At 72.2% G+C, this 15,228-nt stretch carries 13 protein-coding genes; 12 read left to right on the top strand and 1 reads right to left on the bottom strand.

Features of this window, described 5'->3' with window-relative positions; genetic code table 11:
- Nucleotides 1-46: 46 nt before the first annotated feature.
- The 3 genes from BIV25_RS26805 (at nt 47) to BIV25_RS26795 (ending at nt 4,426) form a co-directional block, all read left to right on the top strand.
- Nucleotides 47-1,348, top strand: a complete 1,302-nt coding sequence (locus BIV25_RS26805; protein WP_071374999.1) for a PP2C family protein-serine/threonine phosphatase — start codon at nt 47-49, stop codon at nt 1,346-1,348.
- Between the two features lie 161 nt (nt 1,349-1,509).
- Nucleotides 1,510-2,985: an aminopeptidase P family protein gene (locus BIV25_RS26800; RefSeq protein ID WP_071374986.1), complete on the top strand. Its 1,476-nt coding sequence runs from the start codon at nt 1,510-1,512 to the stop codon at nt 2,983-2,985.
- Nucleotides 2,986-3,052: 67 nt separating this feature from the next.
- On the top strand, nt 3,053-4,426 hold the full coding sequence (locus BIV25_RS26795) for a PLP-dependent aminotransferase family protein (protein WP_071374985.1): 1,374 nt from the start codon (nt 3,053-3,055) through the stop codon (nt 4,424-4,426).
- A 14-nt stretch (nt 4,427-4,440) separates the two neighbouring features.
- Here the strand turns inward: BIV25_RS26795 and BIV25_RS26790 are convergent, their stop codons facing one another.
- Complete coding sequence (locus BIV25_RS26790) at nt 4,441-4,911, bottom strand: ATP-binding protein (protein ID WP_071374984.1); 471 nt, start codon at nt 4,909-4,911, stop codon at nt 4,441-4,443.
- Between the two features lie 235 nt (nt 4,912-5,146).
- Between BIV25_RS26790 and BIV25_RS26785 the strand changes: the two genes are divergently transcribed.
- From BIV25_RS26785 to BIV25_RS26745, 9 genes are all read left to right on the top strand, one after another.
- Nucleotides 5,147-6,010, top strand: a complete 864-nt coding sequence (locus tag BIV25_RS26785) for a hypothetical protein (protein ID WP_071374983.1) — start codon at nt 5,147-5,149, stop codon at nt 6,008-6,010.
- 139 nt (nt 6,011-6,149) lie between these two features.
- Nucleotides 6,150-6,887, top strand: coding sequence for a YcnI family protein (locus tag BIV25_RS26780; RefSeq protein WP_071374982.1), 738 nt, complete (start codon nt 6,150-6,152; stop codon nt 6,885-6,887).
- Nucleotides 6,888-7,005: 118 nt separating this feature from the next.
- Nucleotides 7,006-7,662 carry an SCO family protein gene (locus BIV25_RS26775; protein ID WP_071374981.1) on the top strand — a complete coding sequence of 219 codons (657 nt, stop codon included), beginning with the start codon at nt 7,006-7,008 and terminating at the stop codon, nt 7,660-7,662.
- On the top strand, nt 7,659-8,150 hold the full coding sequence (locus tag BIV25_RS26770) for a copper chaperone PCu(A)C (protein WP_071374980.1): 492 nt from the start codon (nt 7,659-7,661) through the stop codon (nt 8,148-8,150). The genes BIV25_RS26775 and BIV25_RS26770 overlap by 4 nt, the downstream gene beginning before the upstream one ends.
- 13 nt (nt 8,151-8,163) lie before the next feature.
- The gene (locus tag BIV25_RS26765) at nt 8,164-10,158 is read left to right on the top strand and encodes a copper resistance protein CopC (protein WP_071374979.1); all 1,995 of its coding nucleotides are present in this window, start codon (nt 8,164-8,166) and stop codon (nt 10,156-10,158) included.
- Between the two features lie 8 nt (nt 10,159-10,166).
- A complete protein-coding gene (gene efeB / locus BIV25_RS26760) occupies nt 10,167-11,450 on the top strand; it encodes an iron uptake transporter deferrochelatase/peroxidase subunit (RefSeq protein WP_071374978.1) in 1,284 nt (427 codons plus the stop codon).
- A gap of 142 nt (nt 11,451-11,592) precedes the next feature.
- Entirely contained in the window at nt 11,593-12,525 is a 933-nt protein-coding gene (gene pheA / locus BIV25_RS26755) for a prephenate dehydratase (RefSeq protein WP_071374977.1), read from the top strand.
- A 593-nt stretch (nt 12,526-13,118) separates the two neighbouring features.
- On the top strand, nt 13,119-14,396 hold the full coding sequence (gene serS, locus BIV25_RS26750; RefSeq protein WP_071374976.1) for a serine--tRNA ligase: 1,278 nt from the start codon (nt 13,119-13,121) through the stop codon (nt 14,394-14,396).
- Nucleotides 14,393-15,193 carry an HAD family hydrolase gene (locus BIV25_RS26745; RefSeq protein WP_071374975.1) on the top strand — a complete coding sequence of 267 codons (801 nt, stop codon included), beginning with the start codon at nt 14,393-14,395 and terminating at the stop codon, nt 15,191-15,193. Before serS ends, BIV25_RS26745 begins: the two co-directional genes overlap by 4 nt.
- The last annotated feature ends 35 nt before the right edge of the window (nt 15,194-15,228 follow it).

Genomic DNA, 15,228 nt, shown 5'->3' with positions numbered 1-15,228 from the left:
GTCTGGAAGCCGGACACCATGAGTGCCCCGCACCCTCCGAAAGTGGCTGGAATCGATTCAACGGTTCCGACGTTCCCCCGGCGTCCCCGCCCCCGGCACCCTCCTCCAGGACCGGCTGGCCGGCTGGGTCTCGGACCTCACCACCCTGCACGAACTGACCGAGCGCATGTCGCGCACGGACAGGCTGGAACCCGCCCTGCACGAGTTGCTGCGCGCCGGAGCGACCCTCGTCGGCGCCCGCCGCGGCCTCGTCGTCCTGGAGCCCGCCGACGGGCTCGGCCCGCACACCTCCCTCGGCCTCGGCCTCGCCCGCGCCGACCTCGGCCACATCGAGACCGTCCCGCGCGGCGCCCTGCCCTACGACACCGGCGCGGGCACCGAGATCGCCCACCCCGACCTGCTCGCCGAGGACGGTCTCGACCCCCGCCACCGTGAGGTCGCCGCCCGCCTCGGCTACGCCGCCAGCTACGCCCTGCCCCTCGCCGGCGAGTCCGCCGGCCGCCTTGGCGCCGCGGTCTGGCTCTACGACGAACCCGCCGAGCCCGACGAGCGCCGGCGCCACCTGACCGGCCTCTACGTCCGGTACGCCACCGAGCACCTGGCCCGGCTGCTGGAGGTGGAGCGCGCACGCGCGCGCGTGGCGACCATCACCGCGGAACTGCTGCCCTCCCGGCTGCCCCGTGTGCCCGGCATCCAGCTCGCCGCCCGGCACCGCACCGGCCCGCGCGGCGGCGGCGACTGGTACGACGCGCTGCCGCTGCCCGACGCCGCCCTCGGCCTGTCCGTCGGCTCGGTCACCGGCTCCGGCCCGAGCGCGGTCGCCGCCATGGGCCGGCTGCGCGCCTCCCTGCGCGCGTACGCCGTGATGGAGGGCGAGGACCCGGTCGCCGTCCTGTCCGACCTGGAGCTGCTGCTCAGGCTGACCGAGCCCGCCCGATCCGCCACCGCCCTGTTCGCCTACTGCGAGCCCGCCCTGCGCAAGATCACCCTGGCCGGCGCCGGACACAGCCCGCCGCTGCTCATCGGCCGCCTGCGCACCGAGTTCGCCGAGACCTCCGTCTCCGCCCCGCTCGGCATGCTCGCGTGCTGGGAGGCGCCCAGCGTGGAGATCCAGGCCGAGGCCGGAGAGACGGTCCTGCTCTACACCGACGGGCTGCTGCACCGTACCGGCGACCCCATGGACCGCGCCTTCGCCCGGCTGCACACGGCCGCCGCGAGCGTCCCGCGCGCGCTGCGCCACGACCCCGGCGCGGTCGCCGACCACGTCCTGCGCACGGTCCTGCCGGACGGCCTGGACGCGGCCGACAGCGACGAGGACGTGGTCCTGCTGGCGGCCCGCTTCGACTGAGCATCCGGTGCGTATCCGGAATGCATGACCGGGCATAACAGGTCATCCGGCCCTGGTCCGCCCGCGGTACGACCGTACGATGATGGAGGCCCCCGCTCGGAGACGATCGCGAGCGACGTGGGCCGCCGGGGGAGATCACACGCCGTACCGAGGAGGATCACGTGTCCGACGAGCTCAACCCGGAGACCCCGGAAGAAGCGTCCGAGGAGCCCATCAAGCAGCGGAAGAACGGCCTGTACCCGGGCGTCTCCGACGAGCTGGCCGAGAACATGCAGTCCGGCTGGGCCGACACGGAGCTGCGTGACCTGAAGCCGATCGCGCAGGCCGCCGAGACCGCGCGCCGCCGCGCCGCGCTCTCCGCCCGCTTCCCGGGCGAGCGCCTGGTGATCCCGGCGGGCAACCTGAAGACCCGCTCGAACGACACGGAGTACTCCTTCCGCTCCTCCGTGGAGTACGCGTACCTCACCGGCAACCAGACGGAGGACGGCGTCCTCGTCCTGGAACCCACGACCGCCCCGGACGGGACGAGCAGCCACCAGGAGACGATCTACCTCCTGCCGCGCTCGAACCGCGAGAACGGCGAGTTCTGGCTCTCCGGCCAGGGCGAGCTGTGGGTCGGCCGCCGCCACTCCCTCACCGAGTCCGAGGCGCTGTACGGCATCCCGGCCGCCGACGTGCGCGAGCTGACCGACCGGCTGCGCGAGGCCACCGGCCCGGTGCGCGTCGTGCGCGGCTACGACGCCGGCATCGAGGCGGCCCTGACCGACAAGGTCACCGCCGAGCGCGACGAGGAGCTGCGCGTCTTCCTCTCCGAGGCCCGGCTGGTCAAGGACGAGTTCGAGATCGGCGAGCTGCAGAAGGCCGTCGACTCGACCGTCCGCGGCTTCGAGGACGTCGTCAAGGTCCTGGACAAGGCGCAGGCGACTTCCGAGCGCTACATCGAGGGCACGTTCTTCCTTCGCGCGCGCGTGGAGGGCAACGACGTCGGCTACGGCTCCATCTGCGCCGCCGGCCCGCACGCCTGCACCCTGCACTGGGTCCGCAACGACGGCCCGGTCCGCTCCGGCGACCTGCTCCTGCTCGACGCCGGCGTGGAGACCCACACCCTCTACACCGCCGACATCACGCGCACGCTGCCCGTCGACGGCACGTACAGCGAGATCCAGAAGAAGATCTACGACGCCGTGTACGAGGCCCAGGAGGCCGGTATCGCGGCCGTGCAGCCGGGCGCCAAGTACCGCGACTTCCACGACGCCGCCCAGCGCGTGCTCACCGAGAAGCTCGTCGAGTGGGGCCTGGTCGAGGGCCCGGTCGAGCGTGTCCTGGAGCTGGGCCTGCAGCGCCGCTGGACCCTGCACGGCACCGGTCACATGCTCGGCATGGACGTCCACGACTGCGCGGCCGCGCGGACCGAGACGTACGTGGAGGGTGTGCTGGAGCCGGGCATGGTGCTGACGGTCGAGCCCGGCCTGTACTTCCAGGCCGACGACCTGACGGTGCCCGCGGAGTACCGGGGCATCGGCGTCCGGATCGAGGACGACATCCTCGTGACCGCGGACGGCAACCGAAACCTTTCGGCCGGGCTGCCGCGCCGGTCCGACGAGGTCGAGGCGTGGATGGCCTCGCTGAAGGGCTGAACTGCGTTTCAATGGCCGGGTGCCGGGGAGGTGCCCGGCCATTGGCATGCCTAGGGGGAGGGTGTTGGTGGACGACTTCTGGTCCGGTGCGGGTGTGGACCTGCATCTTGAGACCGACGCGGGGGACGGCCGGCGGATCGGGCTGGAGCGGGCGCTCAGGGACGGCATCCGGGACGGACGGCTCGCGCCCGGGACGCGGCTGCCGGCCACCCGGCGCCTCGCGGCCGACCTCGGAGTCTCCCGGGGCACGGCGAAGGCGGCGTACGACCAGCTGGTGGCGGAGGGCTACCTGACGGCGCGACAGGGCTCGGGCACCCGGGTCGCCGCGCTGCCGCCTGCCACGGATGCCACGGGCCCGCAGGCCGCCGCACACGCGCGTGCGCCACGTTTCGACCTGCGCCCGGGCAGCCCGGACGTCGGCGCGTTCCCGGCCGCGGCCTGGCTGCGCGCGCTGCGCCGCGCCATCGCGACGGCACCGTCCCTGGCGTACGACTACGGCGACCCGCGCGGCCGCGTCGAGCTGCGCACGGCCCTGTCGGGCTACCTGGGCCGGGCCCGCGGCGTCGTCGCGCCTCCGGAACGGATCGTCATCACCTCCGGGTACGTCCAGGGCCTCGCGCTCCTCACGCGCGTGCTGGACGGCGCCACCGTCGCCATGGAGGATCCCGGGCTGCCGTTCCACCGGGAGGTGGTGCGACGCAACGGCGGGACCGTGCGCCCGGTACCGGTCGACGCGCACGGCGTACGCCCCGGGGAGCTGGGCGAGGCGGCCGCCGTGGTGGTCACCCCGGCGCACCAGTACCCGACCGGGGTCACCCTGCGCCCCGAGCGGCGGCGGGCACTCGGCGACTGGGCACGCGCGCGTGGCGGGCTGATCGTCGAGGACGACTACGACGGCGAGTTCCGCTACGACCGCCAGCCGGTCGGCGCGCTCCAGGGCATGGCACCGGGCCAGGTGGTCTACCTGGGCACCGCCTCCAAGACCCTCGGCCCCGCACTCCGCCTCGGCTGGATGGTGCTGCCCGCGCACCTGGTCGACGCGGTCGCCGACGCCAAGCTGCACAGCGACCACCACACCGAGACCATCGGCCAGCTCGCGCTCGCCGAGCTGATCGACAGCCACGCCTACGACCGGCACGTACGCGCGTGCCGGCTGCGCTACCGGCGCCGCCGCGACCAGCTGCTGGACCGGCTGGGGACGGACCGGGGCGTGCGCGGGATCGCGGCCGGACTGCACGCCCTGATCGACGTACCCGACGAGGCCGAGGCCCTCGCCCGCGCGCAGGAGCAGGGCCTGGCCCTCGGCGCCCTGGGCGACCACTGGCACACCCCCGGCGCCCCTGCCGACCGCCCCCAGGGCCTGGTCGTCGGCTACGGCACACCGCGGGAACGGGCGTATCCGGAGGCACTGGAGGCGCTGGCGAAGGTGCTGGACGGCTGAAGGGCGACTGCCCGTCACGCCGTCAGCAGTGACGGGTCCTTCGTCCACTTGAGGATCTTGTCGAAGCTGACCACCGTCCCGCCGCGGCCCGGCTTGGCCCCGATGTGGACGTGATCGGCCAGCTCCCGGATCAGACACAGCCCCCGGCCGTGCTCGGCGTCCGCGCGGGCGGGGCGGATGTCCTGGGTGCGGGTGAACCCCGGGCCGTGTCCCGGGCCGAACCCCGGCCCCGAATCGGCCACTTCGATACGGCACTTCTCGCCGTCGAGGTACGCCGTCACCCGGTACGCCTCCACCGAGCCGTCCCGGGATCCGTCCCCGCCGTGCTCGACCGCGTTCGCGCAGGCCTCGCTCAGGGCGACGGACAGGTCGTAGGAGATCTCGGGGTCGACGCCTGCCGTCTCCATGGTGCCGATCAGCAACCGCCGGGCGAGCGGCACGCTCGCGGCTTCGCGACGCAGATGGAGTGACCACCAGATGCTCATGCTCCAGCCTCCTGGCCGCGGCTCGACATACCGATACCTATTGCCGCCCATAGGGGGCCGTAAGCACACCGTTGACGTGACACCGCCCATACAGCCGATGCGCGGCGGGAGGAATCGGTGTATGAGGGACGGCTCGAGCGCGCTGCCGACAGGCCGGCTCCCGCGTCCTGCCCCTGGCCGACTCCCGCGCCCTGCCGTAGGGAGCCGATAAGGGCAGTGCGATGATGAGGCCGCCATGACTGCCCCCCACGCGCGCACGGCGCACCCCGGAGCCGGGCTCCGGATCCTGCGGGCCGCGGTGTTCGCCGCGGTCTGCGTCGTGCTGGCCGCGTGCGGACACGCCCTGGCCTCCTGCGCGGGCGTGCCGCTGTGGACGCTCGGCGCCGGGTTCCTGGGCTGTCTGCTGGTCGTCGTGCCGCTCACCGGGCGGGCCCGCTCGCTGCCCGGCATCGCCGCGCTGCTCGCGCTCGGCCAGGCCGCGCTGCACGCGCTGTTCGGGCTGGGCCAGCACGGGGCCGCGATGGCCTCCGGCGGCATGGTGATGACCACCCAGGGGACGGCTGGCGCGCCGGGCACCACGGGTGCGTCGCTCAGCGACACCGCACTCGTGGAGAACGCCGCCCGGCTGCTGTGCGGCTCGAACGCCGCCGCGCTCACCCCCGGGCACTCCTTCCACCTGCTGCTCGACGCGCGCCTCATCGACCGCGCCGGTCGGCCCGTCGCCGCCCCGGGCGCCCTGTCCGGCGCGCGCGGCGCCACCGGCTCCGCCGCGGGGCTGCTGCCCTCGCTGCCGATGCTGCTCGGCCACGTCCTCGCGGCCGTCGCCGCCGGCTGGCTGCTGCGCCGCGGCGATCTGGCCCTGCTGCGGCTGATCGAGCTGTCGGCGCACGGAGTCACCGAGGGGGCGCTCGTACGGTCCCTGCGCGCAGCGCTCGCGCTGGCGTGCGCCCTGTGCGCCGGGCTGCTGCCCGCCGCCGATCCCTTCCCGCGCGGCCGTCGTACCGCCCGGGACGAGGCGCCCGCCCCGCACGCCACCGCACTCCGGCACGCGGTGATCCGGCGCGGCCCGCCCGCCGCCGCCTTCCTCCTCGCCGCCTGACGCGACGCGCGCACTCCGCCCCGGTTCCCACCGTGTATCCGGTTCCGACCGTGAAGAGGCCGCCGTCGTGCGGCGCGCGCGTGTGCGCACGCGTACCTCTCTTCATCACCGGAACTCTCACCAGTGGAGTGCTCCTGCCATGCAGGCTTCCCGTATCGCCTCTCGGGTCACCGCCGCCACCGCCGTCGCGGGCACGGCCGTCCTCGCCCTGTCCGCCCCCGCCTTCGCGCACGTCTCCGTGCAGCCGGAGGGCGACGCGGCCAAGGGCGGCTACGCGGTCGTCGACTTCAAGGTCCCCAACGAACGCGACAACGCCTCGACCACCAAGGTCGAGGTCACCTTCCCCACGGACCACCCGCTCGCCTCGGTCATGCCCGAGCCGATCGCCGGATGGAACGTGAAGGTCACCAAGTCCAAGCTGGACAAGCCGCTGACCATGCACGGCGAGAAGATCGACGAGGCCGTCTCCCAGGTCACCTGGACCGCCGCCGACGGCAAGGGCATCCAGCCCGGCTACTTCCAGAAGTTCCCGCTCTCCATCGGTGCCCTGCCGGACAACACCGACCAGCTCGTGTTCAAGGCGCTCCAGACCTACTCCAACAAGGAAGTGGTGCGCTGGATCGAGGTACCGCAGGCGGGCCAGGACGAGCCGGAGAACCCGGCCCCCGTCCTCCAGCTGTCCGCCGCGACCGACGGCCACGGCGGCTCGGCGGGCGCCAGGGACACCTCCGACAAGACCGAGACCGCGGCCTCCGCCACGGACTCCGAGGCGCACGACACCGACACCACCGCGCGCGTGCTCGGCATCGTCGGCATCGTCGTCGGCGCCGCGGGCGTGGCCTACGGCGTCTTCGCGGGCCGCCGCCGGACCGCCTAGCCCCCTTCCTTCCGGAGCGCGCACCGGGGTCGTACGACAGGTTCGAACGGCCCGCCCGCGGGACCCGCCCGTCCGGCCCCGGTGCGCACCGGAGTTCTTACATCTGGGACATTTCTCTATGCGCAAGAAGACGTTCGCAGCGGCTCTGCTGCTCGCCGCCACCGCCGGTCTCGCCCTCTCCGCCTGCGGCAGCGGCGCCGACAGCACCTCGCCGGTCACCGCGGTCTCGCAGGAGTCCGACTCCGGCAAGGCCGCCACCGTGCTCGACCAGCCCTTCGCCAAGCCGGACCTGGTCCTCACGGACACGCACGGCAAGAAGTACGACCTCCGCAAGGAGACCCAGGGCCACCCGACCCTGCTCTACTTCGGCTACACGCATTGCCCCGACATCTGCCCGACGACGATGAGCAACATCGCCGTCGCCAAGAAGGCGCTGCCCAAGGCCGAGCAGGACGACCTCCGGGTCGTGTTCGTCACCACCGACCCCGGCCGCGACACCCCCACCGAGCTGGGCAAGTGGCTGAAGGGCATCGACCCCCAGTTCATCGGCCTGACCGGCGACTTCGCCACCATCCAGGCCGGCGCCCGCTCCGTCGGCATCTCCGTGGAACCGACGACGAAGGACAAGAACGGCAAGCTCGTCTCGGTCCACGGCACCCAGGTCATCGCGTTCTCGCCGAAGACCGACGGCGGTTACGTCCTCTACGGCGAGGGCGCCACCGTCGACGACTACACCAAGGACCTGCCCAAGCTCGTCAAGGGAGCCAACCCGTGAACCGTCCCGTGACGCGCCGCTCCGCCCTGGCCGGCACGGCCGCCGCACTCGCCGGCGTGCTGGCCCTCGCCGGCTGCTCGGACTCCGGGTCCGGCTCCGGCTCCGGTTCTTCCAAGCCCGAACTGTCGGTGAGCGGGCCGTACATACCGCAGCCCGTCTCCGCCGACATGGCGGCCGGCTTCCTGACGATCACCAACAAGGGCGGCACCAAGGAGGAGCTGACCTCGGTGACGAGCGAGGCCGCCGGCCAGGTCACCATGCACAGCACCGCAGGCGGCACCATGCAGGAGCAGAGCTCCTTCGCCATACCCGCCCACGGTCAACTCGTGTTCAAAAGCGGCGGCAACCATCTGATGTTCGAGAAGCTGAAGCGGCAGCCGAGGCAGGGCCAGACGGTCACCGTGAAGCTCACTTTTGCCAAGTCCGGTCCCCTCACCGTCGAGATGCCGGTGAAGTCCGCCACGTACAACCCGGCGACCGGCCACTGAGGGAGGGACCACCTTGACCCGGACCATCACCCCCAAGGGGAGGAACGGCGGCCTGCGCAGCCTGGTGCTGCTGCTGTTCGCCGTCGCCGGCGTGCTGCTCGCGGGCGCCGCCCCGGCCTCCGCGCACGCCGCGCTGACCGGCAGCGACCCGGCCCAGGGGGTGGTGGTCAAGCAGGCGCCCAGCCAGGTGACGCTCACCTTCTCCGAGAAGGTGGCGACGAACGACGACTCCCTGCGCGTCCTCGACCCCCGCGGCAAGCCGGTGCAGACGGGCAAGCCCGCCAACCTGAGCGGGACGACGTACGGCATCAAGCTCAAGAGCGGGCTGGGCAAGGGCACCTACACGGTCACCTACCAGATCGTCTCGGCCGACAGCCACCCCGTCTCCGGCGCCTACACCTTCTCCATCGGGGCGCCCTCGCCGACGGTCGTCAGCGGCACCGGACCGACCGCCGGCGGCGGCACCGTGGGCGCGCTCTACGCGATCGGGCGGTACGCGTCGTACGCCGGCTTCATCGTGCTCGCCGGCGGCGCCGCCTTCGTGCTCGCCTGCTGGCAGCGCGGCGCGGGCGTACGGCCCGTGCAGCGCCTGGTCGTCGGCGGCTGGCTCACGCTCACCGCGGCCACCCTGTGGCTGCTGCTCCTGCGCGGCGCGTACACCACCAGCGGGAAGTTCGGCGACGTCTTCGACCTCGGGCTGCTCGGGCCGGTGCTCCAGACGAAGACCGGCGCCGCCCTGGTCTCGCGGCTGTTGCTGCTCGCCGCCGCCGCGCTCTTCATCGCCGTCCTCTTCGGTGCCTACACCAAACGCGAGGAAGGCCAGGAGAAGCGCGATCTGACCTTCGGGCTGGCGATCGGCGGAGTGGTCGTCGCGGCCGGGCTCGCGACCAGCTGGGCCATGGCCGAGCACGCCTCGGTCGGGCTCCAGCCGGGCATCGCCATGCCCGTCGACGTCCTCCATCTGCTCGCCGTCGCCGCCTGGCTGGGCGGGCTCACCGCGCTGCTGGTCGCCCTGTACCGGGCGCCCGCCGAGACACCGGTCGAGGCCGCCGCCGTCCGCCGCTTCTCCCGGCTCGCCTTCTGCTCCGTCGTCACGCTCGTCGCCACCGGCGCCTACCAGTCCTGGCGCCAGCTCGGCTCCTGGTCGGCCTTCACCGACACCCGGTACGGCCAGCTGCTGCTGGTCAAGATCGGTCTGGTGGCCGTGATGGTCGCCACCGCGTCGGTGTCACGGCGCTGGACCCGGCGGCTCGCCGGCATCACCGGCCCGGGTGCGGAGGCGGAGGCGACCGCCGGGGAGGCGGAGAAGGCAACGGAGACCGAGAAGGAGCGGGTGACGACCGGCGCGGCCAAGCAGTCCACCGACAAGAGCGCCGACAAGAGCGCCAGCAAGGGCACCGGCAAGGGCAGGACGAGCGGCAACCCACAACGGGCCGAGCAGCTCGCCCGCCAGCGGGCCGCCATGGCCGCCGCCCGGCAGAAGCGGCTGCGCGACGGCGACGCCCACCGCTTCGGACTGCGCCGCTCGGTACTCGCCGAGGCGGGCGTCGCCGTCGTACTGCTCGCCGTGACCACCTGGCTGACCCAGACCGAGCCCGGCCGCACCGAACTGGAGGCCAAGGCCGCCACCTCCTCCTCTGCCGGTGCCGCCACCGCGCCCACGAACGGCGCCCTGACCCTGGACATGCCCTTCGACACCGGCGGCACCAACGGCAAGGGTGTCGTCAGCATCGACCTCGACCCCGCGGGCGTGGGCGCGAACGAGATGCACCTCTACGTCCAGAACCCCAGCGGCAAGCCCTTCGACATCCCTGAGGTGAAGGTCGAGTTCACCCTTGAGGCGAAGAAGATCGGACCCCTTCCCGTGACCCCCGAGCACATCACCACCGGTCACTGGTCGGCGAGCGGGGTACAGATCCCCATGGCCGGCGACTGGAAGGTCGCCGTCACCGTGCGAACCTCCGACATCGACCAGGTGACCGTCTCCAAGAACGCGCAGATCGGCTGAACCACACCATGACCGACCAGTCCGTCCCGCAGGTCCGCACCTCCGCCGAGGTGCCGAAGTCCTCCGAGTCCGCACGCGGCCACGGAGTCTCCCGGCGTGCGCTGCTCGGCACCGCCGGTGCCACCGGGCTCGTGCTCGGCACGGCCGGCGGGGCCGTGGGCTACGCCACCGCGCCCGCCTCGGCCACCCCGCTCACCTCGGTGGGCTCCGACCGGGTGATGTTTCACGGGAAACATCAGCCCGGCATCACCGAGGGCCTCCAGGCGCGCGGACATCTCGCCGCCTTCGACCTGGCGGCGGGTGCGGGCCGCAAGGAGGCGGCGGCCCTGCTGCGCCGCTGGTCGGCGACGGCCGAACGGCTGATGGCGGGCGAGGCCGCGCCGCACGACGACACCGACGTGGCCCGCGACGCCGGCCCCTCGTCGCTGACGATCACCTTCGGCTTCGGGTACGGCTTCTTCGGGAAGACCGGCCTGGAGACACAGCGGCCGGGTGAGCTGGACCCGCTGCCGGACTTCTCCTCCGACCACCTGGACAAGACGCGCAGCGGCGGCGACCTGTGGGTGCAGATCGGCGCGAACGACGCTCTGGTCGCCTTCCACGCCCTGCGCGCGATCCAGAAGGACGCGGGCGGCGCGGCCCGGCTGCGCTGGCAGATGAACGGGTTCAACCGCAGCCCGGGCGCCACCGCACACCCCATGACGGCCCGTAACCTCATGGGCCAGCTCGACGGCACCCGCAACCCGAAGCCAGCCGACCCGGACTTCGACCGGCGGATCTTCGTGCCCGCCTCGGGCGAGCCCGCCTGGATGGCGAACGGCTCCTACGCCGTCGTACGCCGTATCCGGATGCTCCTGGACGACTGGGAGAAGCTGTCGGTGGCCGCCCAGGAACAGGTCATCGGGCGACGCAAGGCCGACGGGGCGGCGCTGTCCGGGGGCGACGAGACGACCCCGATGGACCTGGAGAAGACCGACTCCCAGGGCAATTACGTCGTCCCGCTCAACGCGCACGCCCGGATCACCCGGCCCGACAGGAACGGCGGCGCGGCCCTGCTGCGGCGCCCGTTCTCGTACCACGACGGCTTCGACGCGGACGGCACGCCCGACGCCGGTCTGCTCTTCGTGTGCTGGCAGGCGGACCCGCTGCGCGGCTTCGTCCCGGTGCAGCGCAAGCTCGACCGGGGCGACGCGCTGTCGCAGTTCATCCGGCACGAGGCGAGCGGGCTGTTCGCGGTGCCGGGCGGTGCGGCGCAGGGCGAGTACGTGGGGCAGCGGCTGCTGGAGGGCTAGCCCGGAACCCGGGCGGTCCGGAACTCGGAGAGGTTACGGGGTTTACCGGTTTTACTGGGCGTTCCCGGCTCAAACCATCCGGTCGAGTGGCTTTCCTGAGACGGCCGGGCCGGTGCGGCCAGCGGCCATTAGGGTGAGGGACATGCCAGCGAGCTATGCGTATCTCGGCCCCGAGGGCACCTTCACCGAAGTCGCCCTGCGGACACTCCCGGAAGCGGCCACCCGGGAGCTGATCCCGTACGTGTCGGTGCAGTCCGCGCTGGACGCGGTGCGGGCGGGCGAGGCCGAGGCCGCGTTCGTGCCGATCGAGAACTCCGTCGAGGGCGGCATCACCACCACCCTGGACGAGCTGGTCGCGGGTGAACCGCTGACCATCTACCGCGAGGTGCTGCTCTCGATCACCTTCGCGCTGCTGGTCCGGCCCGGCACGAAGCTCACGGACATCAAGACGGTCTCCGCCCACCCGGCGGCCCAGCCACAGGTGCGCAACTGGCTGCGCACACACCTCCCGGACGCGGTCTGGGAGTCGGCCGCCTCCAACGCGGACGCCGCCCGCCTGGTCCAGGAGGGCCGTTACGACGCCGCGTTCGCGGGCGAGTTCGCCGCCGCCCGGTACGGCCTTGTGGCCCTGGAGACCGAGATCCACGACGCGGAGAACGCGCAGACCCGGTTCGTGCTGGTCGGCCGCCCGGCCCGGCCCGCCGCGCCGACCGGTGCCGACAAGACCTCGGTGGTGCTGTGGCAGCGCGACGACCACCCCGGCGGCCTGCGCGACCTGCTCGGCGAGTTCGCCTCGCGCGGGATCAACCTCATGCTGCTCCAGTCCCGGCCGACCGGTGCCGGGATCGGCAACTACTGCTTCTGCATCGACGCCGAGGGCCATATCTCCGACCGGCGGATGGTGGAGGCGCTGATGGGGCTGAAGCGGATCTGCCTCCAGGTGCGCTTCCTGGGCTCCTACCCGCGCGCGGACATCACGTCGTCCGAGACCCGTCCGACGCCGGCCTGGGCTTCGGACGAGGAGTTCATGGCCGCCTCGGACTGGGTGGCGCGCTGCCAGGACGGCCGGTTCTGATCGGGCCGATCAGGCCGCAGGACCGGCTGGGGCCCGCTTCCAGCCAGTCCTACCTGCATATCATCGTTATCCACAGAAGTTATCCACAGGTCCGCTTCTCGACCTGGGGACAAGTCGACAGAGGTGCGTGAGTCGGTCGACAAATCGCCCCTCACGTCTCCGATGCGGCCATCGGTCCGCACCTCACCCTTCGTCCACCCGTTTCCTTTGATTCATCTTTTGGGGCGACCGCTTTCCACCGAAAGTGGGTGTCACCCAGGTTTGTCCTGGGAATTCTTCACTCGGTCACGGAGTTCCGGAGTGATCAATTCCGAAGTCCACAGACCTTCCACACAGCCTGTGGATAACTCTCGGGAGGGTGTGGATTCCTGTGGACAGCGAGGCCGTGAAGTCCCGTTCTCCACAAGGGAATCCGGTCAACCCGGCGCCGGAGGCATGCCTCGTCCCAGGGAGTGAGACACTTTCCCTTGACCAGTTCCGACACGTTCCGCAATTCGTTCATAACGGAACGTAAGTGACGAATTGTGGCGCATCGGAACCTCCACGGAATAGTGATTCGTGAGCGGCGAGCCCACACCGGTAGCCTTGGCCTCGTGATTGACCTTCGCCTGCTTCGTGAGGACCCCGACCGTGTGCGCGCGTCCCAGCGCGCCCGTGGAGAGGACGTCGCGCTCGTCGACTCCCTCCTGTCTGCCGACGAGCGGCGCAGGTCCTCCGGCGTCCGCTTCGACGAGCTGCGCGCCGAGCAGAAGCAGCTCGGCAAGCTGATCCCCAAGGCCACCGGCGACGAGAAGGCCGAGCTGCTGAAGAAGGCCGGCCAGCTCGCCGCCGACGTCAAGGCCGCCGACGCCGACCGCGACGCGGCCGACGCCGAGACCCAGGAGCTGCTGCTCCGGCTCGGCAACCTCGTCCACCCCGACGTGCCCGTCGGCGGCGAGGAGGACTTCGTCACGCTGGAGACGCACGGCACGATCCGCGACTTCGGTGCCGAGGGCTTCGAGCCCAAGGACCACCTGGAGCTGGGCCAGCTGCTCGGCGCGATCGACGTGGAGCGCGGCGCCAAGGTCTCCGGCTCCCGCTTCTACTTCCTCACCGGTGTCGGCGCCCTGCTGGAGCTCGCCCTGGTGAACGCGGCGATGGCGCAGGCCACGGCCGCGGGCTTCACCCCCATGCTCGTGCCGGCCCTCGTCCGCCCCCAGTCCATGGCGGGCACCGGCTTCCTCGGCCAGGCGGCCCAGGACGTCTACCACCTCGACAAGGACGACCTGTACCTGGTCGGCACCTCCGAGGTCGCGCTCGCGGCGTACCACATGGACGAGATCATCGACGCCGACCGGCTGCCGCTGCGGTACGCGGGCTTCTCGCCCTGCTTCCGCCGCGAGGCCGGCTCGCACGGCAAGGACACCCGGGGCATCTTCCGGGTGCACCAGTTCGACAAGGTCGAGATGTTCTCGTACGTCGACCCCGAGGACTCCCGCAATGAGCACCAGCGCCTGCTGGAGTGGGAGAAGCAGTGGCTGGCCTCGCTGGAGCTGCCGTTCCGCGTGATCGACGTCGCCTCCGCCGACCTCGGCTCCTCGGCCGCCCGTAAGTACGACTGCGAGGCATGGATCCCGACCCAGGGCAAGTACCGCGAGCTGACCTCGACCTCGGACTGCACCGAGTTCCAGTCCCGTCGGCTGTCGATCCGCATGCGTGACGGCAAGCAGGTCAAGCCGCTCGCCACGCTCAACGGCACGCTGTGCGCCGTACCGCGCACGATCGTGGCGATCCTGGAGAACCACCAGCTGGCCGACGGCTCCGTCCGGGTCCCCGAGGTGCTGCGCCCCTACCTGGGCGGCCGCGAGGTCCTGGAGCCGGCCGCGCAGTGACCGGCTTTCCGTACCGGCTGATCGCGACCGACCTCGACGGAACGCTCCTGCGCTCCGACGAGTCGGTCTCGCAGCGCACCCGTGACGCGCTCGCCGCGGCCACCGCGGCGGGCGCGGCCCACATCGTCGTCACCGGCCGCGCCGTCCCCTGGACCCGGCACATCCTGGACGACCTCGGCTACGACGGCCTCGCCGTCTGCGGCCAGGGCGCGCAGGTCTACGACGCCGGCGCCCACCGCCTGCTGACCTCGGTCACCCTGGACCGTCAGCTGGCGGGGGTCGCCCTGGCCAAGATCGAGGCCGAGGTGGGCCCGCTGTACCTGGCGGCGAGCCGGGACGGCCTGGACGGCGATGTGCTGGTGGGACCGGGGTACGCGGTGACGGGCGCGCTGCCCGCGATCCCCTTCACGGACGCGTCCGACCTCTGGACGGCCCCGCTGAACAAGATCTACATACAGCACCCGACGCTGTCCGACGACGAGCTGGCGGCGGCGGCCGAGCGCGCGGCCGGCGGCTTCGTCACCGTGGCCATGGCGGGTGAGGGCATCGTCGAACTGCTTCCGCTCGGCCTCTCCAAGGCAACGGGCCTGTCCCTGGCGGCCCGCCGCCTGGGCCTGAAGGCCGCGGACACGATCGGCTTCGGCGACATGCCCAACGACATCCCGATGTTCGCCTGGGCCGCCCGGGGTGTGGCCATGGCCAACGCCCACGAGGCACTGCGCGAGGTCGCCGACGAGGTGACGACGTCCAACGAGGACGACGGGATAGCGGTCGTGCTGGAGCGGTTGCTGGGCTGAAGGCCGGGGAGGCGGCCGCGCGGCCGACCGCTGTG

The organism is Streptomyces sp. MUSC 14 (genome assembly GCF_001866675.1).
GTDB lineage: Bacteria > Actinomycetota > Actinomycetes > Streptomycetales > Streptomycetaceae > Streptomyces.
Note: the sequence above shows the minus strand (reverse complement) of the source record. Positions and strands in the feature narration are given on the sequence as shown.

Bases quoted from the DNA above. Each gene is read 5' to 3' on its own strand.
- BIV25_RS26790 (WP_071374984.1), bottom strand. From the start codon at position 4,911: ATGAGCATCTGGTGGTCACTCCATCTGCGTCGCGAAGCCGCGAGCGTG.
- BIV25_RS26785 (WP_071374983.1), top strand. From the start codon at position 5,147: ATGACTGCCCCCCACGCGCGCACGGCGCACCCCGGAGCCGGGCTCCGG.
- BIV25_RS26780 (WP_071374982.1), top strand. From the start codon at position 6,150: ATGCAGGCTTCCCGTATCGCCTCTCGGGTCACCGCCGCCACCGCCGTC.
- BIV25_RS26775 (WP_071374981.1), top strand. From the start codon at position 7,006: ATGCGCAAGAAGACGTTCGCAGCGGCTCTGCTGCTCGCCGCCACCGCC.
- efeB (WP_071374978.1), top strand. From the start codon at position 10,167: ATGACCGACCAGTCCGTCCCGCAGGTCCGCACCTCCGCCGAGGTGCCG.
- pheA (WP_071374977.1), top strand. From the start codon at position 11,593: ATGCCAGCGAGCTATGCGTATCTCGGCCCCGAGGGCACCTTCACCGAA.